20 protein-coding genes and 2 pseudogenes are annotated in these 25,978 nt (G+C 58.0%); 6 read left to right on the top strand and 16 right to left on the bottom strand.

All coding sequences use genetic code 11. The annotated features are described in order from the left end of the window. Window positions 1-10 precede the first annotated feature (10 nt). Window positions 11-247: a helix-turn-helix domain-containing protein gene (locus PLANPX_RS21145; RefSeq protein WP_152100644.1), complete on the top strand. Its 237-nt coding sequence runs from the start codon at window positions 11-13 to the stop codon at window positions 245-247. Window positions 248-572: 325 nt separating this feature from the next. Then, window positions 573-674 (top strand): annotated as a pseudogene (locus PLANPX_RS28535) (hypothetical protein); the annotation flags it as partial. Between the two features lie 736 nt (window positions 675-1,410). On the opposite strand, the pseudogene PLANPX_RS21135 reads toward PLANPX_RS28535, so the two are convergent. The 5 genes and pseudogenes from PLANPX_RS21135 to PLANPX_RS21115 form a co-directional block, all read right to left on the bottom strand. Next, window positions 1,411-1,563, bottom strand: a pseudogene (locus tag PLANPX_RS21135) (transposase); the annotation flags it as partial. A 674-nt stretch (window positions 1,564-2,237) separates the two neighbouring features. Beyond that, entirely contained in the window at window positions 2,238-3,851 is a 1,614-nt protein-coding gene (locus PLANPX_RS21130; RefSeq protein WP_198421788.1) for a sulfatase-like hydrolase/transferase, read from the bottom strand. Between the two features lie 457 nt (window positions 3,852-4,308). Then, entirely contained in the window at window positions 4,309-7,014 is a 2,706-nt protein-coding gene (locus PLANPX_RS21125; protein ID WP_152100643.1) for a CHASE domain-containing protein, read from the bottom strand. Between the two features lie 61 nt (window positions 7,015-7,075). Beyond that, window positions 7,076-7,582: a response regulator gene (locus tag PLANPX_RS21120; RefSeq protein ID WP_152100642.1), complete on the bottom strand. Its 507-nt coding sequence runs from the start codon at window positions 7,580-7,582 to the stop codon at window positions 7,076-7,078. 29 nt (window positions 7,583-7,611) lie between these two features. Beyond that, window positions 7,612-8,070 carry a response regulator gene (locus PLANPX_RS21115; protein ID WP_172992222.1) on the bottom strand — a complete coding sequence of 153 codons (459 nt, stop codon included), beginning with the start codon at window positions 8,068-8,070 and terminating at the stop codon, window positions 7,612-7,614. A gap of 112 nt (window positions 8,071-8,182) precedes the next feature. Between PLANPX_RS21115 and PLANPX_RS21110 the strand changes: the two genes are divergently transcribed. Continuing rightward, window positions 8,183-8,479: an Hpt domain-containing protein gene (locus PLANPX_RS21110; protein WP_152100640.1), complete on the top strand. Its 297-nt coding sequence runs from the start codon at window positions 8,183-8,185 to the stop codon at window positions 8,477-8,479. A 2-nt stretch (window positions 8,480-8,481) separates the two neighbouring features. On the opposite strand, the gene PLANPX_RS21105 is transcribed toward PLANPX_RS21110, so the two are convergent. The 5 genes from PLANPX_RS21105 to PLANPX_RS21085 all read right to left on the bottom strand — a co-directional run bounded on the left by PLANPX_RS21105 (window position 8,482) and on the right by PLANPX_RS21085 (window position 16,057). After that, complete coding sequence (locus PLANPX_RS21105) at window positions 8,482-9,360, bottom strand: CheR family methyltransferase (protein ID WP_152100639.1); 879 nt, start codon at window positions 9,358-9,360, stop codon at window positions 8,482-8,484. Continuing rightward, window positions 9,357-10,436, bottom strand: coding sequence for a protein-glutamate methylesterase/protein-glutamine glutaminase (locus PLANPX_RS21100; protein WP_152100638.1), 1,080 nt, complete (start codon window positions 10,434-10,436; stop codon window positions 9,357-9,359). Before PLANPX_RS21100 ends, PLANPX_RS21105 begins: the two co-directional genes overlap by 4 nt. 119 nt (window positions 10,437-10,555) lie before the next feature. Further along, entirely contained in the window at window positions 10,556-12,814 is a 2,259-nt protein-coding gene (locus tag PLANPX_RS21095; protein ID WP_152100637.1) for a methyl-accepting chemotaxis protein, read from the bottom strand. A 75-nt stretch (window positions 12,815-12,889) separates the two neighbouring features. Beyond that, window positions 12,890-13,366 (bottom strand): chemotaxis protein CheW, encoded by a 477-nt coding sequence (locus PLANPX_RS21090; protein WP_152100636.1) that lies wholly within the window; start codon window positions 13,364-13,366, stop codon window positions 12,890-12,892. 63 nt (window positions 13,367-13,429) lie between these two features. Next, complete coding sequence (locus PLANPX_RS21085) at window positions 13,430-16,057, bottom strand: chemotaxis protein CheW (protein WP_152100635.1); 2,628 nt, start codon at window positions 16,055-16,057, stop codon at window positions 13,430-13,432. An 856-nt stretch (window positions 16,058-16,913) separates the two neighbouring features. Between PLANPX_RS21085 and PLANPX_RS21080 the strand changes: the two genes are divergently transcribed. Both PLANPX_RS21080 and PLANPX_RS28530 read left to right on the top strand, forming a co-directional pair. Continuing rightward, window positions 16,914-17,903 carry an HD-GYP domain-containing protein gene (locus PLANPX_RS21080; protein WP_152100634.1) on the top strand — a complete coding sequence of 330 codons (990 nt, stop codon included), beginning with the start codon at window positions 16,914-16,916 and terminating at the stop codon, window positions 17,901-17,903. Beyond that, window positions 17,876-18,262, top strand: a complete 387-nt coding sequence (locus PLANPX_RS28530; protein ID WP_152100633.1) for a PilZ domain-containing protein — start codon at window positions 17,876-17,878, stop codon at window positions 18,260-18,262. Before PLANPX_RS21080 ends, PLANPX_RS28530 begins: the two co-directional genes overlap by 28 nt. 88 nt (window positions 18,263-18,350) lie before the next feature. Here the strand turns inward: PLANPX_RS28530 and PLANPX_RS21070 are convergent, their stop codons facing one another. Genes PLANPX_RS21070 through PLANPX_RS21060 form a run of 3 tightly spaced genes read right to left on the bottom strand, consistent with a single transcriptional unit; the run spans window position 18,351 to window position 20,331 of the window. After that, complete coding sequence (locus PLANPX_RS21070) at window positions 18,351-18,701, bottom strand: DUF6527 family protein (protein WP_152100632.1); 351 nt, start codon at window positions 18,699-18,701, stop codon at window positions 18,351-18,353. Beyond that, complete coding sequence (locus PLANPX_RS21065; protein ID WP_152100631.1) at window positions 18,701-20,098, bottom strand: ThiF family adenylyltransferase; 1,398 nt, start codon at window positions 20,096-20,098, stop codon at window positions 18,701-18,703. Before PLANPX_RS21065 ends, PLANPX_RS21070 begins: the two co-directional genes overlap by 1 nt. Window positions 20,099-20,106: 8 nt before the next feature. After that, a complete protein-coding gene (locus tag PLANPX_RS21060) occupies window positions 20,107-20,331 on the bottom strand; it encodes an E2/UBC family protein (protein ID WP_152100630.1) in 225 nt (74 codons plus the stop codon). A gap of 53 nt (window positions 20,332-20,384) precedes the next feature. On the opposite strand from PLANPX_RS21060, the gene PLANPX_RS21055 reads away from it, so the two are divergent. Continuing rightward, window positions 20,385-21,116, top strand: coding sequence for a tyrosine-type recombinase/integrase (locus PLANPX_RS21055; RefSeq protein WP_338034238.1), 732 nt, complete (start codon window positions 20,385-20,387; stop codon window positions 21,114-21,116). A gap of 422 nt (window positions 21,117-21,538) precedes the next feature. Here the strand turns inward: PLANPX_RS21055 and PLANPX_RS21050 are convergent, their stop codons facing one another. Genes PLANPX_RS21050 through PLANPX_RS21040 form a run of 3 tightly spaced genes read right to left on the bottom strand, consistent with a single transcriptional unit; the run spans window position 21,539 to window position 25,837 of the window. Beyond that, window positions 21,539-23,308 (bottom strand): DUF4091 domain-containing protein, encoded by a 1,770-nt coding sequence (locus PLANPX_RS21050; protein ID WP_152100628.1) that lies wholly within the window; start codon window positions 23,306-23,308, stop codon window positions 21,539-21,541. A 46-nt stretch (window positions 23,309-23,354) separates the two neighbouring features. Further along, window positions 23,355-24,593 carry a hypothetical protein gene (locus tag PLANPX_RS21045; RefSeq protein WP_152100627.1) on the bottom strand — a complete coding sequence of 413 codons (1,239 nt, stop codon included), beginning with the start codon at window positions 24,591-24,593 and terminating at the stop codon, window positions 23,355-23,357. A 29-nt stretch (window positions 24,594-24,622) separates the two neighbouring features. After that, complete coding sequence (locus tag PLANPX_RS21040; RefSeq protein ID WP_152100626.1) at window positions 24,623-25,837, bottom strand: hypothetical protein; 1,215 nt, start codon at window positions 25,835-25,837, stop codon at window positions 24,623-24,625. Between the last annotated feature and the right edge of the window lie 141 nt (window positions 25,838-25,978).

The raw sequence follows: 25,978 nt of genomic DNA, 5'->3' as shown, positions 1-25,978 counted from the left end.
GTAGCGATTAATGGCAAAGTCACGGCATACTGCCAAGTACGAGAGGCTTCTTACCGAATTACGGGCGGCTCGGAAGCGCGCAGGCGTGACGCAAGTCCAAGCGGCAAAGCACTTTCGCACGCACGCATCCTTCGTTTCGAAGGTTGAGTCTGGCGAACGCCGGATCGACGTGGTCGAGCTTTCAGACTTCTGCAAAATCTACCAAATTAAACTTGTCGATTTTCTGAAATCGGCGGGCATCGATTAACTAGCGACGGCTTTGCAACCGCAAGCAATGCGGTGCATGGAGAATACGCCTCTTTCGGTAGACCCTGTAGCGGAGATATGGGCTGGAGCATTCGGCAGATCAGCTGCAGTGGCAAGTGTGACCCGCCCCCTTCAGAAGAGCCCACGCTTGGAGCGAGAAGCGCAAGTCGAAGGAGAGTATACCGACGCCGCGAGGAACGAAGTTCAATTCGGAAGGGATTGTCTCGAATCTGCGTGAGACCAAGGTAGAACTGGCTCGGGAGAAGAAGGTTTTCGAAGCCTGTAAGCGGATCGACGTGACGGAGCAGGCGTAGTATCACTGGAAGAAGGAGTACGGCAGCCTACGGATGGACCAAGCCAAGCGTCTCAAAGAGATGGAGAAGGAGAAAGCCCGGCTGAAGCGTCTCTTGGCCGACGCTGAGACTTGATAAGGCGATTTTGAAGGAAGCCGCCTCGGGAAGCTTCGGAGTCCGACGAAGCGACGCCGGGCGGTTGAACACGTTCGAGACGCCCTCGGACTCGCCCGATTGCACGATCCCAGCGACGAGCCGCGGCTGCTGAAGCTGATCGCAGGAGTAGTGAGCGACTACGGCCGTTACGGCTAGAGGTACCTCTAGAGTCGTTAACTACTTCAGAAGCTTATCAGCGACTTCAATTGTTCTTAGTGACGCGACGGCCTCCGTCCTTGAAACACCGGGCGATGATCGAAATTCTGCAGAAGCCGCAGGCAGGAAGCTGCTTCGACTTCGTATAGTCTATGAGCGAAGCAGACCCAACCGATCACTCGCATTGAAGATTCACGGCCACATCTGCAAAGTGTGCGACTTCGATTTCGATGCGACTTACGGCGCTGATCTTGCCCATCAATACATCGAAATTCATCACACGCGATCAATAACCGAATTGCACGGGCAAGTCATCGATCCTGCCGTCGACTTGGCGCCGATGTGCGCCAACTGCCATAAAATGGCCCATCGGCGGACCGTTGCCATCGTATCGATAGAAGAACTGCAGAATCGCGTGAGGCACTATCGTCGGACTTCGGCACTCTGACTCGCGCTCTGACACTTCGACGACCGACCGTCGTAGTTAGGGCATTGGACTACTTGTTAGGTGATAATAAAGATTACGACAAATAGACCTCTGGTGCGAGCGCACTTGCAGCGCTGTTTCCTTCAAGATGGCCTGATCAAGCTCCGCGTCTGCCAATAGACGCTTCAGCCGAGCGTTCTCATTCTCCAGCTCTTTGAGACGCTTCGCTTGGTCCATCCGCAGGCCCCCGTACTCTTTTTCCCAGCGGTAGTACGTCTGCTCCGTCGCTACCACAGGAACTTATGCTTCACCAGGTTCTCTTCAAGCATAACCCACTCTTTCGCACCCGGGGACAACTGGAATGCAGTGGCAGTTCCGTCATCATTGAGTCTCAGGAATCCGGAGAAGCTAGGTGTTCTATTCGCTCTCACAGTACTAGTCCCGACATTGATCAATGCGTCCACCACGCCCTCATTCGAAGCATCGAGTTCATCGCCGAAGCGTACGGAGTATCGTAATAGGCCACCAGAGTAAGCCTGCATGTCGTAGAGGTGAAGAGTTTGGATGTTTGGATAGGCACTAGAAACCATTGTTCCCCGAAGTTCTCCGTCTTCATCTCTCACGCTAATGCTCAACTTAAGAAGCATACCATTTCCGCTACACTCCCAAAGGCCCCGCCACGTCTCTCCTGCGAGTTCAATCGGTATGGGCGATTCACCTGCCGTAGTCGGCGCTGTGACCTTAGTGACGGTTCTATGACCGCACCCAGCGGCTGTTAGAAACAGTATCGTCCCAAACGCGAAGTAAGCGAGGTGACGACCGTACGCAGGAAACCCATCCATAACTAATTCCTCGTTGCGATTTGCGACGATCAAGTCTCGCAAAGGTGTCTAATCCGATATTCGCTGGCCGAAGACTTGCATTGGCAAAAAAAGTCTTCGCAATCCGCCGTCTCGACCTTACAACGGACATCGGAATGACTTCGTACCCGGCTGCGGAGAGGTGCCATTCGAGTAATGGCTACATGCCTGTTGTTGCGGCTTTTCTGCTCTGGCAGTGTACGTCGCCCCTATTTCTTGCAGATCGCCCCGCTGCGGGTGCTCGTCTACGGCCCAACGACTGACTGGCAAATGATAGAGGTGATCGGCCTCAAGCTCTAAATCGGCTCCAGTTGCCGAGACGGCACGGCCCACGAGAGCTTGGCCGCGGGCAAGACGCATGTTAGCGTCGCGGTACGTTAATTCGAAAGGAACCACAATGACTGCCAATGCCCCGGCGCAATCCGAGACTGCTCGCCAGGAGCTGCATCCACTGAGCGATGCTGCTTTCTTACAGCAGTACTGCAACCTTCCCGTACACGTTGGGAAGCCGTTGAAGAACATGTTCTCGCACAGCGAGCCCTCAATTCCGCCCTCGGCGCTAGAGCCGTTGTCGCCGGCGATGTAAATGATGATCGTGTTGTCCGCGTCGGGCAGTTGCTTGACCGCGTCAATGACACGACCCATGCGGTGGTCGACGTGCGCGCCGTAGGCACAGAACACCTCCATCATGCGCGCATAGAGCCGCTTCTGGTCGGCGTTGAGCGAGTCCCATGCTGGCAGACCGTGCGACCGCTCGGTCAGCATCGTGTTCTCCGGCACGACGCCGAGCTTCTTTTGCCGCGCCAATGTCTCCTCGCGATAGGCGTCCCAGCCGCCGTCGAACTTCCCCTTGAACTTCTCGATCCAATCTTTGGGAGCGTGGTGCGGCGCATGCGTCGCACCGGGCGCGACGTACAGAAAGAATGGCTTATCTGGCGCGATGCTCTTCATCTGCCGGACCCAAGCAATCGACCTGTTCGCGAGATCTTCGGTCAGGTGATAATTCGGATCGGTCGACGCCGGCACGAGGTTGCGGTTCTCGTACAGGATCGGGTTCCAGTGGTTCATGTCTCCCGCGTTGAATCCGTAGAAGTATTCGAAGCCGAGCCCGTTGGCCCAACGGTCGAACGGGCCGGCTTGGCTCGTATCCCACGGTGGCGTGTTGTGGTTCTTGCCGATCCATGCCGTGCTGTAGCCATTCTGCTTAAGCACCTCGGCGACCGTGCCGCACGCCTTGGGTAGCACACAAGTGTAGCCGTCGTAGCCGGTCGCCGTTTCTGTGATGCTTGCGAAGCCGTTGGAGTGGTGGTTTCGTCCAGTGATCAATGCAGCACGCGTTGGACTGCACAGCGCCGTTGTGTGGAACCGATTGTAGCGCAACCCATCTGCCGCGAGCCGATCCATCGTCGGCGATGGGATACCTCCGCCGAACGTAGAGAACTGCCCGAACCCAGCATCGTCGAGCAGAACAAGCAAGATGTTCGGCGCGCCTTTGGGTGCCTTGACGGGCTGCGGGAACTGAGGCTTGTCCGAGTCGAGGTACGTGCGTCCTACGTCCCCCGTGAAGCGAAAGTCCGGACGCGGCAGCACGCTGGAAGTACCGCTCGCGTCACCGACGTCTGCACCGAAACAAATTGTCTGACATTCGGGCATCGATGTAACACCGACCCCAATCGCGAGTACAACGGCGGCAAAGGATGTTGAAAGACGCATGATCGCTCCCTAATCCTGGCATAGAAAAGCTGATGGGCGTGGCAATCATTCTAAACCGATTACCTGTCGCGTTCAGCCATTCTGATCCGAGATTTCCTAGACAGCGGCCATCTACCAATCGCCCTAATAAAGGGCACCAATTGCTGAGTCGCGACGGCTTTCGGGCGGCCAACGGGGCAATACAAGGTCGGAAGTAAGCAGGAGGAGGCCTAGGGCGCTTAGCTTGGTACCTTCGCCCCTGACGTCGCCCGACCAGCCGGGCTAACGGTCGTTAGCTTGCGCGCCGAGGTGTTCACGACCACTCACCCCGAGGTACGTGCTGCTATTTAAGCGAGGTCGATTTCACCGACGCACCTGAACACTGGGCGAACTCAATCGGCGTGTTCCACCTTAGCTAACGGTCGCACTTCAAGAATCACGGTACGCTCCAGTGCAGGAATCGCAGGGTCGCATAGTCCTAGGGGTTAGACGTTTCGATCGCTTTGATAGTCAACCATTCTTCGCACGCTTGAAGAAGTTCGCTCTTAACAATCGGCTTGGTAACGTAGCCGTTGCATCCGGTAGCCAAGCAGCGCACCTTATCTTCCGCCATGGCATGTGCGGTCAACGCAATGATGGGGCGTACAAACCCCTCCTGTCGCAAGGTCGATGCGAGGCTGTACCCATCCATTTCAGGCATCTGCATATCTGTTACGAGCAGGTCGAAGCCATGTCCGCTGACTGGTTCTTGCCGGATAAGCTGGAGGGCCTCCAAGCCGTTATCAGCAGTCGTGACTCGCAAACCGGCTCGTCCAAGATGGAACTTCAATATTCGCTGAATATCCGGGCTGTCCTCGGCGACCAAGACGCTGCCATGTAGCCTCCCGCGCGGTTCGACGGTTTTCGGAACATCGCGCTCAGATGCGATGACGTTCGTCATCTGAGAGTTTGCAGCGGCAACGAGTGGGAACTTCAGAGTAAAAGTCGATCCGACGCCAAGCTCAGTGCACTTCAAGGAAACGCTTCCGCCCAAAAACTCAGCGAGCCGCCGGCTAATCGTCAGGCCCAAGCCCGTGCCGCCGTACTTGCGCGTTAACGACGCATCCGCCTGTGTGAAGGGTCGAAAGAGCGATGACGCCTGCTCCTGCGTCATACCAGGGCCTGAATCCGTCACGTCGATCTCGATGATCGTTTCATCGCCGTAGGCGTCTCCGTACGCACCCTGCCGGATGATCAAGTCAATTGAACCCGCCTCGGTGAACTTGGCGGAATTCCCCGCCAAGTTAAGAATAATTTGCCTCAAGTGGGTGGGGTCGCTGATGATAATATCCGAGATGGGCGTTTCTAGGCGGCAGGTGAGCGCGATCCCCTTTTCCGCCACCCTCGGCCCGAGAATATCCAAGACTTCGCGCAGCACGGACGGGAGGGAAGTTTCGACCAGTGCCGTGTGAAACTTACCCGCCTCAATCTTAGAAAGGTCGAGAATGTCGTTAATTACCGTGAGCAGGTGATCCCCGGCTTTGCGAATGGTTTCGATCGTCTGCAGTCGACGAGGAGGCGCATCTTCTATTCTGCCGTCCTCGCGCAGGATGTCGCAGCAGCCCAAGATCGAAGTGAGAGGCGTGCGAATCTCGTGGCTCATATTAGCGAGGAACTCGCTTTTGGCTCGATTGGCCGCTTCGGCCCGCTCCGAACTGCTTTTAAGCTCCGTGATGTCGCTTTCGATTGCCATGAAGCCTGTGAGCACGCCCTCTGCATCGTGTAAGGGGGCGATGTCGATCGAAATCCAGTACTCTCTTCTATCCTTGGCGTAATTGATGATCTCAACCGATGTAGGCTTCTCCTTTTGGATTGCTTCCTTCAGCGCCCCGGCAACTACCTTGTCGCTATTCGGTCCCTGAAGAAAGCTGCCGGGCGTTCGCCCCTTTGCATCATCAAGCGTATACCCGGTGATTCGCGTAAAGCCTTCGTTCACCCACTCGACTCGTCCCAAGACGTCCGTGATCACCACGGCATTGCTCGTCCGTCTAGCAATCTCGGCCAGCCGCTCAGCCTCCAGCGACGCCTCGCGAATCCGAAGTTCGCTGGCCCGCAATTCCGCAGTGATCGATTTTGCCATCGACTCGGCGCGGCTGCGACTTCGTGAGAGCGACCAAACAATGGCGCCGGAGAAGAGGCTAACAGTGATGCCCGCTGCAGCGACGACGATTGCCGGGGCGAAACTAATATTGCCTTCAAAAACGGGCGTTGAACTCGTCCTCAGCGTCCATTGGCGACCCCCAATGTCCACGGTTCGCTGAGCAACGAACATGCGACCTGAATAGCTTCCCGCAGGCAACGGGCCTAGAACATGATTTAGATGCCCGTCATAGTCGTAAAGACGGGAACCGCCCCCGACGTTCGCCCCGTCGTAGATCTCAAGATCCAGAAAATCGACTTCGCTTTCGACGACGCCCGCCATCGCCTCTTCAAGTACGATCGGGCAATACAGCAGTCCCACTAACGCCTTGGCCCTTTGTTCGGGCGTTTTGATCTCCACTCCGTTACGGTACACGGGCAAAAAATACAAAAAGCCGCAGCGGGATTTTGGATCTTGCACCAAACTAACTCTGCCCGTAATTCTGGGCTCGCCGCTTCTAATAGCGTCCTCAGCGACAGCGCGTCGATGCAGATCTTGACCGATATCGAGCCCCCAGGCTTCTGCATTCCTATCAAGCGGGTAGATATGCTTGATGATGAGGTGGTCTGTGCAGATGTCCGACGCGTGGCCCGCGGAGAAATGCCTGATCGAAAACTCCGGCGCTTCGTCTGCACGCTCAGATTGCAGAAATGCTGGCAGCTTTTCCGCTTCCACTCGCTCAATAAAGCCAAAGCCCACCGCTCCCGGAAATTCTGAAGGCAGATCCCGCGAGGCGACGTACGCTGCAAACTCAGCTCGCGTCACCTTTTCACTTGATGCGTATACCCCCCGAGCTCCTTTGAGACCGTAGATTGGTTGATTGACGCGACGCCGCGTTTCGGCGGCAAGCGAATCTGTTATCCGATCGAATCGCAGACTCGCTTGCGATTTAATCGCCTTCGAAGTGATGACGGTTGCTAATAACGTGCAAGCCAGCCCAGCGAAGAGCACAATCGAAGTGGCCGCTATGACCTGATAGCGATGTTTCCTAAATGTGCTGGGCATTTCGTCTCTCCGGCGAACAAGCCTCCGCGATCGGGCGAGCGACTGAGCAAATGTAGTCGGTTCAGGCAGTGGCGTTTTCCAACGCTGCTTCTTTTGCCACCGCTGCGGCAATGTCGCCGTCCGACAACTTAAATGGACTAGCGTATCCCCGCCGAAGTACAGTCAACTCCCGCAGCGTGTTCCACCAGCGATCAATGTTCTCAAAAGCGAGGTGGATTGTTTCCAAAAGGAGTTGGGGATCGTGCAGCGGCTTAAATACGCAAGCACTGGCTCCTCTTCTTAAGGACCGTACAACCGAGGACTGGAGGACAACGCCAGTAAGGATGACCACGTTGATTCCGCCGTCATACTCCTTAATTTGTTGCAGCAATTCCAACCCGTGCAATTCGGGCATATCCAGATCGAGAATGACGACGCGATAATTGCCGTCGCGGATGAGCGACATGGCTTTAGTAGGATCGTTCAGTTCATCGCAGGCGATGCCGTTCCTTCGCATTAATTGCGACACCAACGCCGTCATCGCCGGATCGTCGTCGACATGCAGCACTCTGTAACTCTCGCGATTCATAAGTCTCTCCTAGCATTGCGAAAGGGTGTTCATGCGTCCGCAGGGATGGCATGACGGCTGCGCCACAGCGTGTCTGAAAGCGATCTCCGCCAGCGACGCAGTCGCGAAATTGACTGCTGGACAATCTCCTCGATTTCGCCTTCGCCTACCGGCTTCACCAAATAGTCCGCCGCCCCGATGTCGCCTGCCGTCACAAGTGCAGACGACGTCGAATAGGCAGTCAAAATGAGAGACTGAACCCACGGATTGAGCCGCTTCGCTTGACGAATTAGCTCCAGGCCATCGACGTCGGGCATGTCGAGATCCGTGACGACAATGTCGGTCCAGACCTCGCTTAAATGCGCATGGGCGGCTCGCGCATCAGTGAAAGACGTCAGCTCAACGTCCTCGGGAACAAAATTGCTGAGAACCCTATTTATCCACCGTGCCTGAGCAGGGTCGTCCTCAATTGTTACAATGCTGATTCGGGGTGGTGAAAGCGAAGGCACGTCTCGTCTCCTTTTGTTGTAGAATTGCATATCTTTGCGAGTGAGGCAGTCTCGAAAACGCGTTCACGACTGCTGCTCGAAGTCTTACCAGCTAACGACAACAGAGGCCGCAATGACTACGTCCTCGTCAGACGGTGAAGAGGGGCTTGGTGAACTACTTGCCATGTATGCCTCGGAAATGCCGGCGCGCATCGAGTCCATTAGGAAAGCCGTGGCGACGAATAACCGCGAACAGTTGAAGCGATTATTTCATCAGCTGGTTGGATCGGCCGGAAGTTACGGATTTGATTCCTTATCGGTGGAAGCCAGGAAAGTAGAGTTGGCCCTCGGCGCAAATGCCTCTATCGATGACCTTTTATCTGACATAGACGCCGTTCTTCGGCTGTGCGAGAGGGTGATCGCCAAGTAGCGTTATTTGGTATGGATTGCCTGAGACTGCGTTAAGCTCGCTCCGCCCGCCATCGTCGGCCTGTAACAGTTCGCGCGGCAATGAAACTGCGGCGCCCACTTCGGCCCCATGTCGCCCAGCGACTCCGACGAACCGACGAGGACCCAGCCGTTCGGCTGCAGAATCTGCGCCATGCGGGTGAAAATGCTTTTGCGATCTTCAGCCGTGAAGTAGATGACGACGTTCCGACAAAAGATCACGTCGAACGGCCCCAGGCCAGTGAACGGATCGTGCAAGTTCCGCGTGCTGAAGCTGCACATCGCGCGAATCTCATCGCGGATCTTCCACTGGGCGCCCTCCTTCGTGAAATACTTGTTGAGCCGCTGGGCGTCCATCCCGCGACCCATTTCCATTTCGCCATACAAACCGCGGCTGGCCGTTTCAACCGACGCCGGCGAGATGTCGGTCCCGACGATCTGGACGTCCCAGCGGTGAATATCCGGCACTAAGTCGGCGAGCGTCATCGCGATGCTGTACGGTTCCTGACCGGTGCTGCAGGCGGCCGACCAGATGCGAAATCGTTTGGGGAGGGCGGTCGTCGCCTTCGCGTCGATCATCTCCGGAAAGATTTTGTGCTTGAGCGCTTCGAACGGCGAGTTGTCGCGGAACCAGAGCGTCTCGTGCGTCGTGACGGCGTCGATCACTTCCGACTTCAGCGCCGGCAGCATGTTCGCCTTCACACGTTGGGCAAAATCGACGTAGTTGGCGCAGCCGCTCCGTTTGAAGATGTTCGCCAAGCGCGACTCGATGAGATAAGCTTTCGAGCTATCCCAGCAAAGTCCGCAGAGGTTATCAACCAGGTCGCAGACGGCGTCGACGTCGGCTGGGGTGAGCGTGCTCATGCGGAGGCTCCCACGAGCAGCGACTCGTTGATGCGGGCGGCGATCGTTTCCAGCGGGCCGACGTTGTCGACGAGTCCTGCCTCGGCGACGGCGCGCGGCATGCCGTAGACGACGCACGTCGCTTCGTCCTGGGCGAGAATCGCGGCCCCGCGATCCTTCATGGTGCGACAGCCGAGCGTGCCGTCGCCGCCCATGCCGGTGAGGATGACGCCCCAGGCCTTCTCGCCGTACTCGGCGGCGATTGAACGGAATAAATAGTCGACCGCGGGGCGGCAATTCCGCTCCGGCGGATCGTCGGTGATTTCGATGTACGTGCGGCGCTCGTCGCGAGCGACGCGCATCTGTTTCCCGCCGGGGGCAATGATCGCCCGGCCCCGTTGGACGGTCATACCGTGGTAGCCTTCGACGACTTCGATCTGACAGCGGCGGTTGAGGTCGTCGGCCAGCGTCTTGGTGAAAATCGGCGGCATATGCTGCACGATCACTACCGGCGGCGTTTGCGGCGACAGCAGCGGTAGCAGCTTGTTGAGCGCAAGCGGCCCGCCGGTGGAGACGCCGATGCCGATCAGCTCGGGCGTCCGTTGGAGTGAAGCTGCCGGGGTGCGAGTGGGGGCAGTCGGCTTTGGACGAGCACTGCCACGCCTGCCGCGGACCGCGCGGCAGGCCTCGATTCGCGGGCCAAGATCAGCGCGAAGCTGACGTTCGTTTGCGTTGATATCCGGCAGCGTCGGCTTCAAGACAAAGTCGAATGCGCCGAGCTGCAGTGCTTCGCTCGTCGCCTGCGCGCCGGCAGCCGTGAGCGTGCTGATCATGATCGAGCAGAGCTGAATTTTCCGCTCGCCTAGCTCTCGAAGCAGTCCCAAGCCGTCGAGTTCGGGCATCTCCATGTCGAGCGTGATCACGTCGGGTCGTTCGGCGATGATGCGATCGAGGGCGAGGCGGCCGTTCTGTGCGTGGCCGATGACTTCGACGTTCGGCAGCTGCTCAAGCACGGAGCGGACGACCTTGCGATACAACGCCGAGTCGTCGACGACGAGAATGCGGAGCGGCGGCGAGTTGTGCGAGGGCAAGTTCATAGTGATCAAGCTTCAGTCACAGACAGCGTTCGCCGTTTCAGGCTTGGATGGAATACGTCGTGGAAATGTAGCGCAATGGCCGCGGGGCGATCGACGCCCCGCGGCGTTGCTCCCCTCGCTTACAGTTGGAATTGCGACACCATCCCGCGCAACTGCTCGGAAAGATGCGACAGCTCCGAGCCGACGACTTGCGTCTGTGACGCCCCTTGAGCCGTCTGCTTCGCCGCTTGATCGACGCCCGCCATGTTGCGCGTGATCTCAGCACACGCGGCGGCCGACTCGGCGACGCCGGTCGACACCGTGCTAGCGGCAGTCGCCGTTTGGTGCACGTTCGAAGCAATCTCACGCGTGGTGATGCTTTGCTCCTCGACCGCCGCGGCGATCGTGGTCGACGCCGAGTTGACCCGTTGGATCGCCTCGCCGACTTCCTTGATCGAGCGAACCGCTTCGCCCGTCGAAGCTTGGATCCCTTCGATGCGGCTGCGGATGTCCTGCGTGGCGTTGGCCGTTTGCTTGGCCAGCTCCTTCACTTCGGTAGCGACCACCGCGAAGCCCTTGCCCGCTTCGCCGGCCCGAGCCGCTTCGATCGTGGCGTTCAAGGCCAAGAGGTTCGTCTGCTCGGCGATGTCCTGGATCACCTCGATCACCTTGCCAATCTCGTCGGCGGCGGCGCCAAGCTGACCGATCGTCACGTTGCTCGAATCGGCGAGCTGAGCGGCCGTGCTGGCGATGGCCGAGGTCTGACCGGCGGTCTTGGCAATCTCGCCAATGCTGGCGGTCAGTTCCTCAACCGCCGTCGAAACGGCCTTCACGTTGGCGGTCATTTCCTCAGTCGACGCGGCCATGTTGGTCATGTTCGTCGACATTTCTTCAGCGGCCGCGGCGACGGTCGCCGCTTGGGTATTCGTCTCTTCGGCGCCGCTGGCGAGTTGCGTGGCCGTGGCGGAGAGCTCGGTCGACGTGGCGGCCAACTGCGTGGCGTTATTCGTCAATCCGGTGAAGACCTGACGCAGATTAAGGCACATCGCGTTGACCGCTTCGGCGATCTTCGTGAAGGTGCCCCAAACTTCCCGCGTATCGTCGTCCGCGGAGGCGACGTCGTACGACTTGGTGAGGTCGCCTTCAGCGACCGCGCTCAAGACGCCCGACACCTTCGTCACTTCCGATTCTTGGTAAGCAGCCAACTTCGCCGTGCGAGCCAAGGCCCGTTCGGCGGCGTGCTTCTGATCAGTAATGTCGGTGGCGTACTTCACCACCTTGAACGGCTTGCCGTTCAAGTCGAGGATCGGGTTATACGAAGCCTGAATCCAGATTTCGCGGCCCCCCTTGCCCAGCCGTTTGTATTCGGCGGACTGATACTCGCCGCGGTTGAGGGCGTCCCAGAAAGCGCGGTACTCGCCGCTCTGCGTGTAAGCCGGCTCGCAGAACATGCGGTGATGCTGTCCCTTGATCTCGCCCAGGGTGTAGCCGAGGCAACCGAGGAAGTTATCGTTGGCGGTGAGGATCGTGCCGTCCATCTTGAACTCGATCACCGCTTGCGACTTGCCAATGGCGGCCAGCTGGCCCTCGTAGTCGGCGTTCTGCAGCTTCTGGGCGGTGACGTCGGTGGCGTACTTCACCACCTTGAACGGACGACCGTTCATGTCGAAGATCGGGTTGTACGAAGCCTGAATCCAAACCTCCTTGCCCCCTTGACCAATCCGCTTGTACTCGCCGGCGTCGAACTCGCCGCGGTTCAGCTTCTCCCAGAATAGGCGATACTCGGGGCTTTGAGCGTAGGCCGGCTCGGCGAACATCCGGTGATGCTTCCCCTTGACTTCGTCGAGCGAGTAACCGAGGCAGTTGAGGAAGTTTTCGTTGGCCGTGATGATCGTGCCGTCGAGCTGGAACTCGATCACCGCTTGGGCCTTGCTGATGGCGGCCAGTTGACCTTGAAAGTCGGCGCTTTGCATCTTCGCGCTGGTGACGTCGGTGGCGTACTTCACGACTTTGAACGGCTTGCCGGCGGCGTCGAAAATCGGGTTGTAAGAGGCCTGGATCCAAATCTCCTTACCCCCCTTGCCAATCCGCTTGAACTCCCCTGCTTGAAACTCGCCCCGGGCTAGGTTCTCCCAGAAAGCGCGGTATTCGTTCGACTGTGTGTACGCCGGTTCGCAGAACATCCGGTGATGACGTCCTTCGATCTCCTCCAGCGAGTAGCCCAGGGCGTTCAGGAAGTTGTCGTTCGCCTTCAGGATCGTGCCATCGAGCTCGAACTCGATGACGGCCATGACCTTGTTGATCGCAGCCATTTGGCCAAGCATGTCGACGCTCGCCGTCGAGCTCTTCGTCTTGGCCTGAGGGGTCTTCTTGTTCTTAGCGGACAACGTGGCGGACATGAGGTTCACTCCTGTGAGAAACGATTGAAAGCTGTTGATTCGGTATACGGCGGCGTTGGCGATGCGATTGAACGGCTAGGCGTCGGGGGGTTGCTGGTCGGCGAGGACCTTCTCGATGTCCAAGAGCACGACGATGCCAGTGCCAAGCGCATGGACGCCAGCGATGAAGCGGCTATCGACGTCGTCGACGTTCGCTGGCGCCGGACTGATCTCGTCGGTGCGTAACGTAAGAATGTCGGAAATCCGATCGACCAGCAGGCCGATCGCTTCGCCCCCCGAGTGGACGATCAGGTTGCGACGCTCGCGGCTGGCCGTCGCGCGGGGCAGGCCGAGCACGGCGCGAAGGTCGATGACCGTTGCAACGTCGCCCCGCAAGTTGATCACGCCGCGGACGTACTCCGGGGCGTGCGGGACTTGCGTGATCTCGCTCTGGCGGTTGATCTCTTGGACGACCCGGATGTCGACGCCGAGCAGCATGTGGCCGACGTAAAACGTGGCGAACTGCCGTTCGACGACCGTGCCGGGGCGATCAGGGGCAAGCGTGGCGGTCATGGGAAAACGAACTCCGCGGAAACACGATTCGAAGCAAGGGGAAGGGCGGACGACTTCAACGCCTTAAGCGGGTTGAAGTCGGCGTTGGTTCGAGCCAGCCTTGGCGCCGGTAAAGTTATGGAGCGAGGTGAGCAGCTTCTCGCGATCCATCTTGATTTGGTAATCGTCGATGCCGACGTCCATGCCCCGTTGCATGTCCGAAGCGCCGGCGAGCGACGTGAGAGCGATCACGGGGACATGCCCCCAGTGGTTCGATTGCTTGATCCGCTGGCAGAGCTCGAAGCCGTTGAGGTTCGGCATCTCGATGTCGGTGACGACGACGTCGATCTCCAGCTTCTCCTCGTTGAGCCGATTCCAAGCCAGCAGCCCGTCTTCGCAATCGAAGACGACGTAGCCCTGTTCCTCGATCATCGACTTGACCTGCTTGCGGAAGAAATTCGAATCTTCGGCGAGCAAAACGACAGGAGCCTTGCCTGGCTCCGTCAAGGGCTTCGGGCGATTGGCGAACCATTCGGGGTGGGCCTTCTCGGCGATCTTGAATAGGTCGATCAAGCGCGTCGCCTGATCCGCCAAGACGAGCGAACCTTGCACGCCGACTTCTTGGAAGGTGAGCGTATCGACGTTCGTCGGCACTTCGCGGATATCTTCCAGGCGCGGGGCGACGAGGCCGACTTCCTTGCCGCTGATCACGAAGACGATGACGTAGACCCAGTTCTGCGGTTCGGACGCCCGCGCAGAGATGAGGTTCTCCAGCCGCAATAGCGGCACGCTCGACTGCCGATACTGCACCAGCTCCTGGCCGCCGACGGCGTCGATCTGGTCGGTCCGAATCCGCTCGATCCGGGCGACCACGTCCATCGAGACGGCGAAGTGTTCGCGCGGATGGTTAGTGAATAGCAGCACTGACTGCAAGTCTGCTTCGCCCGTAGCAAGCTCTTCGCCCTTGCTGGCGATGACCTCGTCATGGGTCGAGCGAATCTGCTCATGAGCGGCGATCCCCGCCACGTCGAGAATCAGCGCGACATGCCCGTCGCCCAGGATGGTCGCGCCTGAGAGGCACGGAGCATTCTTAATGTGTCGCCCCAGCGGTTTGACGACAATTTCTTCCGAGTCGTGCAAAGCGTCGACGACAATGCCGAAACGTTGCTGCCCGCTTTCAACGACGATGATGTTAGTCGTCAGTTGCGAATCGTCGCTCGTCGTCGCGATGCTCGGCGCCACGAAGCCCAAGACGTCGCGAAGTCGGACCAGCGGCAGCAGCGAGCCGCGCAATCGCAAGACTTCTGCCGACTTGACCATGTCGAGTCGCTTGGCCATCTCCTCGCGCCGGAGTCGCACGAGTTCTGAGATATTCACTTGAGGAATGGCAAACCGCTCCTCGCCGCTTTGAATGATCAGCGATGGGATGATCGCCAGTGTGAGCGGCAGCGTGATCTGAATTGTCGTTCCGCGTCCCGGAGTCGAATCGACGTCGACCGTCCCGCCGAGCTTCTCAATGTTCGTACGAACGACGTCCATGCCGACGCCGCGACCGCTAACGTCGGTGATCTTTTCCGCCGTCGAAAAGCCGGGGTGGAAGATCAGTCGAATCGCTTCGCGATCGGTGAGCCGACTCGCCTGTTCGGCAGTCACGACGCCCTTCTCGACGGCCTTCTTCTTTAGCTTTTCAGGGTAGATGCCGCCGCCGTCGTCGGCGATATCGATGCGGACCTTGCCCGCTTCGTGATAGGCCTTGAGATGGATCGTGCCGTTGGCTGGTTTGCCGGCGGCGACGCGGACGTCGGGCCGTTCGACGCCGTGGTCGATCGAGTTGCGGACTAGGTGAGTGAGCGGATCCCCGATCGCTTCGAGGATCGTCTTATCAACGTCGACTTCCTTGCCGTCCATGATGACGTCGCACTGCTTGCCAAGCTTCGCGCTCAGGTCGCGGACGACGCGCGGGAACTTGCTGAAAACCGCCCCGATCGGCTGCATGCGGGTTCGCATGATCGCCTCTTGAAGTTCGGTCGTCACCTGATCGAGCCGCGAAGCCACCGCTTCGATGCCGACGTGGGCGTCGGTATTCAGGGCTTGAATTAATTGGTTCCGGCCGAGCACCAGCTCGCCGGCAAGGTTCATTAGACTGTCAAGGACGCCGACCTGCACGCGAATGCTTGTTTCGGGGCTTGCTGTTGCCCCCGCATTAACGATCCCTGAAATAACCGGCTCTTCCTTCCTATCGATCGCTTCAACAGCGTCACTTTTTTCTTCGTCGGAAGGTGGCGATACGCTGAAGTCGACGGGGTCGAGAGTAATGTCAAGCACATCGCTCGAAGCAATTGCATCAAGAATCTGAAGATGTTCGTCGACGTTGATCTCATTAGATGCGTCAACATTATTCACCAATTCAGACAGCGTATCCGCCGCCTTCAACATGGCTTCGACCATCGAGGTGGTCGGACTTAATTCGCGCGTGCGAATGAGCCCGAGAACGTTCTCCAAACTATGGGCAAGCTTGTTGACCGTGACGAGCCCAAGGAAGCCGGCGGCGCCTTTAATTGAATGGATCCCGCGAAAGACTTCATTAACGAGGTCTACGTCGATGTTTGCGCCATTAGCTTCGATCTGCAGCAGTTGGCTCTCAACATGACCTAGATGGTCGCGCGATTCGGTCACGAACTCAAGAATGAGCGCCTGATCGTCGGAAGACATGCGTGAGCTCCTCAGTTGAATCGTCTGCAACTCCTATGAGCCAGATCGATACTGAGGAGCCTACTGCTAGATCAACGGAGTGCAGGCACGAATGCCAGAACGGAAATCCGCATTTTCACCAACGTCAAAGCTGACGAGGATGATCTCGAGTGCGCTACTGTGGCACATATCCAAGCCGGAGACATTGCAATCGATGCCACCCAAGCGAGGGGGCGCGAGGTGGCAACTGGGGGAAAGACTCTAATGCTCACCGCCTCCACCGTCGAAGACGGACAATGTGCTTTCGTATTGGGGAAGGCGAGCAGTGACGTCTGCTGCAAATCGGCGCGTTCTGACTGGAAATGATTTGAGTGATCGAGCGATCGTGCTGCGCGTAATGCGTGCATTGATGTGCTCCACGGCACGCGCACGCCGCCGCCGCAACTGATCCAAACGAAACGCCGATCACGACCAAAGGTACGTTTAGTCCGTTTGATCCGCCTGCCGGGCCGCTACGCGAAATGAGAATATGTTAGTCGTCAATTCGGCATGCCGTGTTCGCATTCGGCAAGCGCCAACCCGATTTGCTTCGTAACATGCCCTCTTTACAAGCGACCGTGAGCGAATCAGTCATGCCAAACCAATTGCAACAATTGCACGGGCAATTACTTAACCTACCAGACTTCCGAACTGCGCTCATGAGTTTTCAACATAGAATAGATAGCTGGTTCCGTATTACCTACGGGGGTTAGCGAAACGAGCGCGAGCTTATGCCTTCGGCGTCTAGTAAGTGTTAACTGCTGCCACGGCGCAAACGCGAGCGAACTGAGCTGAGGCAGGTTATCAGCGTTCAAAGCCGAGCCCACAACTTCTGTCTATGATGCAACTTGACGCCCGCCTGACTGCCGCCGCTTATTGCGCACCCCCGTCTGCTCGGTACGCGAGTATTGCTATTGAGTTAATCGCACGCGCCGATAAGGCGCCGGTGGACATCTTCGTTGCCCCAGAACAGGCTGCCCCCCCGAAGCTCTATTGCCGGACCGGTCTCTCCCTGGACCACGAACAGCTAATGAGTCTTGCGGACATCGGCATACGCGACTTTTATGTTCGCCACGGCGACGTTCGCAAACTTGGCGAGTATCTCAGAGAGGCTTATTTGAACGGCAGGCGCACCGTCACGGTAGCCGAGCAATTTTCTGCAATGCAGGTAGTTGTCTCAGCGGAAATAGAACATGCCGTACGCCTTCTTGACTGCAGTAAGTTTGTTAGTCTCGCCGCGACTGTTGGACGGGACATCGCGGCGCTTATATCGTCCCGGAACGTACTGCCTTACGAGATATTCAGCGTTGCTCGCCACGACTTCAGCACCTTCGTGCATGTCACCAATGTGGCGAGCTACAGCGTATTGCTCGCCAAGCGACTCGGGATTAATGATATTCGCCAACTGGAACTCCTTGCCTCTGCCGCCATGCTGCACGATCTCGGCAAGCGTCATATTCCGGCAAAGATCCTAAGCAAGAGCGGACGCTTGACGACCACCGAACGTGAGCTCGTCGAAATGCATCCCACTCGCGGATACATCGAACTGTGCTCCCGCCCAGATCTCACCTTTGAGCAGCTCATGGTTGTCTATCAACACCACGAGCGCATAGACGGAACCGGATATCCTGTTGGGATAACGGGAAAGCACATCAGCCCCTGGGCAAAGCTGATAGCAGTTGTAGACGTTTTCGACGCTTTAACAGGGGAACGACCGTATCGCGAGCCAATCACTCCCCAACAGGCGATCGGATACTTACTACGAAACGCAGGAACCCACTTCGACGCGGAGATCGTTCAATGCTGGGAAGCAGCGTTCACAGAATAGAAAGTTCGCAATCGCTATCAGCGCAGGCACGGGTCGAACTCTCCGCTGAGGAGGCGCACGCTTTTTTCTCGTTGAAAGGTCCGATGGGCCGCCGCGACGACAACCGCAGGGCATTCCATCGATTTTTCATGCGAAGCGAGGCCGTACTACTCGGCGATGGATTCGTTTACGCCGTCTACACCTGCGACATCTCAAGGCAAGGCATCGGCTTCCTATCGCCCAGACAATTGCTGCCGCACCAGAAATGTAAGCTGGAGCTGCCAAATGGCTCGCGATTCGACGTGCTAATCAAGCGATGTCGCAGGGAAAACGATAATTGTTTTGTATGCGGCGCTAGGTTTACATCTGCTAAAGCTTAGTCGTGTGAAGACTGCTGCACTATCGACCTTTTCACGCGTCGGTGTTCACGACCGCCGCAGGTTTAGAAGCGATACATGACACAACGCTTTACCGATCGCGGCACCATTGGATCAGCCCCCGGCGCAGAAAGAAATGACTCCGGCAACCAATCTTGCGCCAAACCGATGGCTGCAGTGTGATCGAACCATCAGTGGCGTGTTCAATCAGCTTCCACCTCGGCTTGGCGTCAGGCAGCAGGCTCACCTGCAGAACTTGGTTGCACCCGCACGGACAAAGCATCGCCACAAACCATAAGTGCTTGCCCTCGCCCAGCACATAGACCGCCTTTGGGTCGAGCTTGTCCGGCAACTCCTCGACGTGAATGGTTTGCAGCGGTCGAACAGGCTGAACAAACCACGACCGCAACCATTCCCAGATTGCAGGCAACATCCGCCGCATCAAACCTTCCCTCCCTCGCTCAACTCGGGCCTGTCCAACAGCGGAGTAACGTTGCCGCGGCCAACTTCTTTGGCTAGCACCGGACAGACATTCAAATCCCCTTCAGCATCTTTGAAAACGTGCGGCTCATGCACTGCATATCGCAGCGTCGCGTACGCGTCGTTGTCGTCGTACCGAAAGCGATGAATTCGCGCCAGAAGCTCATTGACGGCCATCGACGCTACCATCGAGTTCACGCTGATGACCGCGGGGCGATCCTCCTGCACGCCCTTGATGTATTTCTGCACTAGTTGCTTCTCGTACTCGGCCGGATCGTCGCGCTTCATCAGCTCCGCGCGGACATCTTCCGAGTCATAGATTCCACGCGACTTCAGGCTTGACTTGCCGGGCTGGAGGTAATGCACGGCGCCGGTAATTTGATCGACGCCGCCGGCAGGCAACGCGCGAAGTTGCACGCCGATGTCGATGTAGGGGAGCGTATAGAAGGTCGCGAGACGATTCAAAACATCGCGCGCGGCGAAGCTGTCAGTACAGCCAAACACCATATCACATGATGCCACCGCACGCACCACGTCGGGCGTGGCCAGGTCTTGTGCCAAGGGCAGCACTTCGGTCCCCAGTCCGATATGGCCGATCGCCTCGGCCAACACCTCGACCTTAAATCGGCCAAGATTGGCGTCGCTGGTTTTGGTCATATACATCCGGTTGAGATTCTTCCATTCCGACCGATCAGGATCGACCAGCACCAGGAACCCAACACCGAGGCGAACGAGTTGCTCGATAAGCGGCGTGCCAGTGCCGGAGCAGCCGATCACCGCGATCCGCATCCTACGTAAGCAAGCGACCGTCCCTGCGCCGAACACCTGTGCGTGCCGCCGGGCGAATTCAGGGATATCTCGACCAGGGTCGGGATACCACAAGTTCATATCCTCACCGACCATGCTGACAAGACTCACGGGGTGGAACTCACCATTATCATCCAGCACCCTTGCAAACATGCGCCCGCACGGCAGCATTACTGCGCTCGCATGGGGCTGCTTGTCTTCGAGAATCGTGCAAACCGAGCCGAGGAAACTCGCGTCGGACTTGTCGTCATAGCCCGAGAACGTATCCATACCGCCGGGATGGCTATGAACTTTGAGAATTGCCATGCCACGTTTGGCGGCTTCATTAATCAGGTCGTCGGCAAACAGTGTCGGCCAAGTAATGGTCACCGCGGTTCGCTTGCATTCGGCGTGCGGGATCAACACTACCTTACGCACCATGAATGCATGGCGACCTCGACCACGCAGTCGCCCGCATAGCACGAGCGCTGCGGCCTCCAAGCCGTCTCCCGGAAACAAATGGGCTTTGAGCTGCGCGTGCTGCTCGCCCGTCAATCGAAGAACGTATTCCATTGCCGCCCTTACCGTTTCAGTTCGTCAAGGAGCCACTGCTCGACACGGCGGTAATGCACCGCCAGATCGTCAATCCCTTCGCGCCATTCGTAGTGACGCGACCACTGCTGATACTCCTTACCGTCGATCTTGAGTGGCGTCAGGTTCGGGATGCCGGTACGGCTTTGCTTGGACAGATGCGGAAGGAAGTAGGCCATGTCAAGCTTGGCTGGCGGATACGGTCGAGGCGGCATGCTCCAAGCACCGCCGTCGCGACGTGCTCCCGCTGCACGGGGATCTCGTGAGTATGCTCCGCGATTGGTTCGCCGACATCGCGCCAGATGCGATTCTGTTCCCGCTGCTGGCAAAACGACGCACCTGGCTCATGGTCAAGAAGGACCTGGAGCGAGCTGGTTTGCAGTATAAGACCAAGGAGGGAGTGGCCGACTTCCACGCCGCGGGACGGCATACCTACATCACCCAGCTCTTGCGGCACGGGGCGTCGCTGCCGGAAGCCAAGGAACTCGCCCGGCACACCGACGTGAAGATGACGATGCGGTATGCTCACATCGGCCTCGACGACCAAGCCCGGGCGCTCGCCGCGCTGCCTTCTCCGCCGGCCCCGACAACGCCGGACCCCGCGTCCTCCGATGCCCAGCCCCAATCGGGGGTGGTAGCGCCTGGGCATCGCGCAAATGGCTCAAAGGGGCAAAATGGGACGCCACCTGTCACAATGGCAGGGGAGAAGAGCCCTCCGCAGAAACGCCGAAACCCTCGCAGTAGCAAGGGTTTCGGCAACGACAGTCAGTCTCAGTCATTGGCTGTCGCCGACGACAACAAGTGGAGGCGGCGGGAATCGAACCCGCCGCCTCCGATAAGATTGTTTCCGGCGTGGTCGCTTCTTCAACTAAGCCGGAAACAATCCGCTAAGTATGCAAAGAACCAAGTGGACTCAAGATCAAAGCGGCGGCATAGCACTTTAGTAAGTTCGAAATACACCCAAATCAATTACTCAGCACCATTGACTGGGGTGACCTAGGTCCGCCATTGCCCATAATAGAGTGGCTTTCAACACTCTAGATTACGCCTTCGGAACCGGGCGTTTGGTAGTTCTCCGAGTAGTTCAAAAGATGTCGCCTTCGTTCAATCGCAAATTCCCGTAAGTTTAGCGCGTGAGGCCTGCCGTCTGCATCGTCAGATACACATCGGCCTATCGTGTATGCTGATCGAATAACCTACCCGAACATGCTCAAATGTAGAGTACGTTCTACGACACCTTGAGAGGCGCGGGCGCGCTCGCTGCATGAGCAGAAATTTGGGCAGTGTCCGCCAGTGCAACTCGCGACACTCCCGATGAGTGGCGCAAATGTCTTAAGCATTAAACGTTGAATAGAATGAACGATGGCGTTAACCATCATGGAAATTTAACTAGCAGCTAAAACAGACTCTGGCGTACAGCGACTACGGCGACGCGTCTGATGCTCGCGTCTTGACGACTACCGGCGGGGCAGGGGAGCGGAGGATTTGCTCAAGCTTCGCGCTGATCCAATCCTTGCTCTTCGGGAATTCGGCGTACGTCTTGATGTCTTCAAGCACCGCATCGTCCGGGCTGATGCCGGCGGTTTGCAAAATCGCATAGTCCTGCAGCGATTCGCCGAAGACCTCCCAGCGAATTGAATCGATCGGCCCGTCCTTGCCAGGGTAGATCATGAAAGGATCGCCGTAGGGAATGCCGGGCCACATGTCGCTGGAGCCATCGGCGAAGGGGTCGAGGATCCGCTCTTGCTCAAGGGCGTGCCAGTAATTGTATCCCCAGTGGAGGAACCCGCGGGCCTGCAGCTTGTAGAAGAGCCACCCCGACATGCGGATCTTCGCCAACGGCGTATCCATGAAGCGGTTCAGCCATGGCCCCGTCGGAGCGCAACAATAGTAAACCCAGTGGGGGATTTTCGCGTCGATGTAGGCCTGAGCGTAACTGACCATCGGAATCGGCATGTCGGTTAGACCCTGCTTACCATACTGAATATCGCTCAAGGCGTCGATGACCTTCATCCAGGGGGCGAGATCCTTGAGCACTTTGCGGGCAGCTTTATAGTTTTCGACATGCTGCCCTTCGCCCGGCTCATCGGAGAGATGGAAATAGGAACCGGCGAGAATGTCCTCTTGAACCAGGAACTCGTGGAACGCCGGCAGAAACTGCTTCAGGAAGCTGATGTAGGTGTCGGAGAGAGCCTTCGTCTCGGGCGGCCAGAGCATGACGTACTCTTCGCCGACCTTCTTGTAGAGCCGCATCGGGTTCTCAACGCCCCAGTAGATCCACATGTGGGGCCACTCGAATTTTTTGAAACCAATTTCTTTGCACATGTCGGCGAACCGTTTGACGTTGGTCCAATCAAACTCGTACTTGCCCGGCTCCAGTTCATTGATGATGAGAAGTTGGCAAGGACGTTTGAACGTTTCGCGACGATTGAAGAACATTGGCACGTAGACGACGTTCGAACCGTGGTCGTACATGTTTTGCATCTGAGCGCGGGTTAGTTCCCACCAGCGCTCGTCTTCGAACATGCCGGTCTTGTAGTAGTCCCATGTCGCTTCGCCGCGCCACCAGTGAGTGACGGGGAAGTTTTCGCGCGGCTTGATGACGAACGGGCTGATCTCAAGCTTCACCGGAAGTTCGACTTCTTGGCGCAGATCGCCTAGGTAAAACTTGAACTTCAGCTCGCGGACGCCCGGCTTCGCATCGCCAGGGATCCAGAGCGTGATCCAGTAGGAGCGAGTCTCTCCTGGCCCGATCATCTGCTGCGTTTCGGGATAGAGCGGATCGGGAACCAAACCAGGCAGGAAACCGACGCCGTCGAGTTCCGCCGGATCAGTGGTGGGCGTGAAGTGGAGCATCGGGACGAGACCGACATAGCGTGTGCGCGGCTTCAAGCCCTCGGCGCCTTCGATCGCGCCGTCGGTGCGCAGCAGATAGACGCGGTCGTTGCGGATGCAAGCCTGGAACGAAATCGTGCCGTTGCGTGCCGCCAATAGTTCAAGCTTGTGCGAACCAGGCTTCGTTTGCGGGAAGATCCGCTCCAACGACGTCGCGAGCCATAACTGAACAGTTGGCCTTGGTTCGTCGCCGATCGTCACTTGAAGCGCTTCGTCAGCGGCATGCGCGAACGTTGCGAGCGTGACGACGAACAGGCTGCATACGAAGCGGACCAAGAGATTCGCCAATATGGTCATGCGGTCATCTTTCAGGTTGATCGGAAGCGACTAGCGCCGGGGCCATCTACGGGACCGCGACTGGCTCGTCAGGATTCAATTCCAGGAGCACGCCCTGGCCTGGCGCTAGGAAGTAGGCCCAACCAATGTAGGGAAGCATCTCGCCAGTAATGGGCGACACGTACTTCACGTTGCCGGCGTTGGCGCGAAACTCCGGAGCACACCGCTGCGAATTGACCATGCTCCGGTTGACCATCATCACGTAGCGTTTGCCATTCTCGCTGTGGGTGAAATCGCCGCCGACGAACTCCCCTTCGGGGATGTTTTTCACCAGCGACGTCTCACTCGGGCCATGATTCCGCTCCGGCACGGCGCCGCCGATGTGGTAGACGTCGTTCGACTCAAGCTTGAGCAGCACCGGAGCCATGTTGTGAACCTGGCGATTGATGTTGCGCATCCAATGCCAAGCCGGCGTCCGCTCGCCGAATTGGTCGAGCGGCGCGTTGCGGAAGTTGCCGAGATCAGGGGCTTTTAGAATTGGCAGAGAACCCGACATGAACTTGTAGTAGCCGATCCCCTTGGCCCCGTAGACGAGCGAGCCGAAGACCTCCATCCGATAGTCGGTCTCGGTCAGTTCACGGTAGTTCCAGTGGGTGGCCGTGAGAACGACGCTCCAGAAATCGAGCTTATGCTTCTGCGCCGCTTCCCGCATCTGGGCGAGGTTCGTCCAGAAGATCGGCAAAAAGTCGTTGACGCCGTACGTCGTGTACCGATCGTACGACAGCACCGTAGGATTGCAGACGGTAACGAAGTCTTCCACATACTTGTCGTACGCTTTCCCTTCGCCGGGCAGCAGGTTGATGTAAGGCCACTTGCCGGGCGCAAGCTTACGGACTGCGGCAACGCCTCGGGCAAGATCGGGATACTGCTCCGGGCTCGGCTCGTCGCGAAGGTGATAGCCAAGCACCGCGGGGTGGTCGCCAACTTCCTTCAGCACGGCGGGCAGGTTCTGCTCCACCGCGGCGCCGTCGAAGGGGCCGTGATACGTGGCGCCAGAGAGACGTTCGTCAAACACAACGGCCTGCAGGCTTGCGTCGTGGCAGAGGTCGAGCGCCTTGATCGGCACGAACGCAACGCTCGTGATGCCTGCGTCGCGCATCGCTTCGAACGTTGCCTGATCATCAGCATAGTCCCACGCCATCAGCGGGAAACGCGCCGCACCTGCTGCCACGGGTTCGCTTGCAAACGCCGCTGGTCCGCTAAGAAGCGACAATAATGCGACAATCAACATCGACCGAAACTTCATTACAACGTCGCCTGGGAGTCCAATCGGAATCACTTCTCACTGACTTCTGCGGCTGGCGGCGCGAACGTCGGCTTCAACAGCACGCCCTGACCAGGAGGGAGGCAATAGTACGGGCTGATCTCTTTCATCTTGCCGCTGATCGGCGAGAGATACTCAAGCTTGGCGACGGCGTCGCGGAACTCCGGCACGAGCGTCGTTGAATGGGTGAGGCTCTTGTTGACAATCATCACCCAGCGCGACCCGTCTTCGTGCGTGAAGTCGCCGATCGCGAAATCGCTGCCGGACTTCAATCCCTTCACCAAGGTATCCTCGCCGACGCCGCGATTTTGCTCGGGAACGTCGCCGACGTGGTAGACGACGTCGGACTTCAGCTTGAGCAGCGTGGGGCCCATGTTCTGGATCTGGCGGTTCATGTTCCGCATCCAATTCCAGGTATGCGTCTTCTCGCCGAACTGATCGAGCGGCCCGTTGCGGAAGTCGCCCAGCTCGGGAGCGTCGAGAATCGGCAACTCGCGGCTAATGAACTTGTAGTAGCAGAGGCCTTTGGCTCCGTAGACGAGCGAGCCGTAAGCTTGCAGTCGCAGGGCCGCTTCCGAAGGCTCGCCGTAGGTCAGATGCGCCGAGCTGAGGAAAATGTTCCAGAACGGCAAGTTATGCCGCAAGCCTGCGTTGCGTACCTGGGCGATATTGGCCCAGAAGCCGTACGAGAAGTTTCCTTCTTGGCCGATGGGGTAGTTGTCGTACGAAAGAATCTTGGGATGGCACGTGTTCACGTAGACGTCGAGATAGCCGTCGTAACCTTCGCCCATGCCAGGCGGAAGGTTGATGTAGGCCCATTTGCCAGGCGCCAAATCGTGGACGACCTTTACCGACTTCGCAAGTTCAGGGAACTGGCTGTGGTCGGGCTCGTCCTTCAGATGGTAGCCGTACACGGCTGGGTGGTCGTTCACGCGCTTGATGAGATCGGGCAGCGTTTTATTCGCCTCCTCAGCATTGAATGGCGCCGCCCAATGAGCGGGAGTGATCCCTGCCTGGTAGACGATCGCTTTGATCCCCAGCTTGTGGCAGATATCGAGTGCTTCTGGCGGAACGAATGCCACCAGATTGATGCCGCAGTCGGCCATCTTCTGCAGCGTTTCTTCATCGTCGGCGTAGTCCCACGCCATCAGCGGGAACGGCGGCGTCCCTTCCTCGCCTCGCACTTCCTGCGATGCAATCGAGAGGCCGATTGCCGCTGCAAGCACGAGCGCAATTCGTAAACGACTAACGCCGTGTCGAAGAGATTGGCATGAATTCGACAGTCGCATCAAAGAACACTCCACAGGCAAGTTCATGGTGTCGCGCGGGCCCAGCGAAGCTAGCAACTAGAGTCGCGTAATAGAAGC

This window comes from Lacipirellula parvula, from assembly GCF_009177095.1.
In the GTDB taxonomy this organism is placed as follows: domain Bacteria; phylum Planctomycetota; class Planctomycetia; order Pirellulales; family Lacipirellulaceae; genus Lacipirellula; species Lacipirellula parvula.
The sequence above is the reverse complement of the archived record's forward strand: the minus strand, read 5'-3'. Positions and strand labels throughout refer to the sequence as shown.

Excerpts from the sequence above, each read along its gene's own strand:
- PLANPX_RS21120 (WP_152100642.1), bottom strand. The coding sequence starts at position 7,582 with ATGAATCGCGAGAGTTACAGAGTGCTGCATGTCGACGACGATCCGGCG.
- PLANPX_RS21090 (WP_152100636.1), bottom strand. The coding sequence starts at position 13,366 with ATGACCGCCACGCTTGCCCCTGATCGCCCCGGCACGGTCGTCGAACGG.
- PLANPX_RS21095 (WP_152100637.1), bottom strand. The coding sequence starts at position 12,814 with ATGTCCGCCACGTTGTCCGCTAAGAACAAGAAGACCCCTCAGGCCAAG.
- PLANPX_RS21050 (WP_152100628.1), bottom strand. The coding sequence starts at position 23,308 with ATGACCATATTGGCGAATCTCTTGGTCCGCTTCGTATGCAGCCTGTTC.
- PLANPX_RS21080 (WP_152100634.1), top strand. The coding sequence starts at position 16,914 with ATGATGCAACTTGACGCCCGCCTGACTGCCGCCGCTTATTGCGCACCC.
- PLANPX_RS21055 (WP_338034238.1), top strand. The coding sequence starts at position 20,385 with ATGCTCCGCGATTGGTTCGCCGACATCGCGCCAGATGCGATTCTGTTC.
- PLANPX_RS21110 (WP_152100640.1), top strand. The coding sequence starts at position 8,183 with ATGACTACGTCCTCGTCAGACGGTGAAGAGGGGCTTGGTGAACTACTT.
- PLANPX_RS21060 (WP_152100630.1), bottom strand. The coding sequence starts at position 20,331 with ATGCCGCCTCGACCGTATCCGCCAGCCAAGCTTGACATGGCCTACTTC.
- PLANPX_RS21085 (WP_152100635.1), bottom strand. The coding sequence starts at position 16,057 with ATGTCTTCCGACGATCAGGCGCTCATTCTTGAGTTCGTGACCGAATCG.
- PLANPX_RS21130 (WP_198421788.1), bottom strand. The coding sequence starts at position 3,851 with ATGCGTCTTTCAACATCCTTTGCCGCCGTTGTACTCGCGATTGGGGTC.
- PLANPX_RS21145 (WP_152100644.1), top strand. The coding sequence starts at position 11 with ATGGCAAAGTCACGGCATACTGCCAAGTACGAGAGGCTTCTTACCGAA.
- PLANPX_RS28530 (WP_152100633.1), top strand. The coding sequence starts at position 17,876 with ATGCTGGGAAGCAGCGTTCACAGAATAGAAAGTTCGCAATCGCTATCA.
- PLANPX_RS21070 (WP_152100632.1), bottom strand. The coding sequence starts at position 18,701 with ATGCGGCGGATGTTGCCTGCAATCTGGGAATGGTTGCGGTCGTGGTTT.
- PLANPX_RS21125 (WP_152100643.1), bottom strand. The coding sequence starts at position 7,014 with ATGCCCAGCACATTTAGGAAACATCGCTATCAGGTCATAGCGGCCACT.
- PLANPX_RS21065 (WP_152100631.1), bottom strand. The coding sequence starts at position 20,098 with ATGGAATACGTTCTTCGATTGACGGGCGAGCAGCACGCGCAGCTCAAA.
- PLANPX_RS21045 (WP_152100627.1), bottom strand. The coding sequence starts at position 24,593 with ATGAAGTTTCGGTCGATGTTGATTGTCGCATTATTGTCGCTTCTTAGC.
- PLANPX_RS21100 (WP_152100638.1), bottom strand. The coding sequence starts at position 10,436 with ATGAACTTGCCCTCGCACAACTCGCCGCCGCTCCGCATTCTCGTCGTC.
- PLANPX_RS21105 (WP_152100639.1), bottom strand. The coding sequence starts at position 9,360 with ATGAGCACGCTCACCCCAGCCGACGTCGACGCCGTCTGCGACCTGGTT.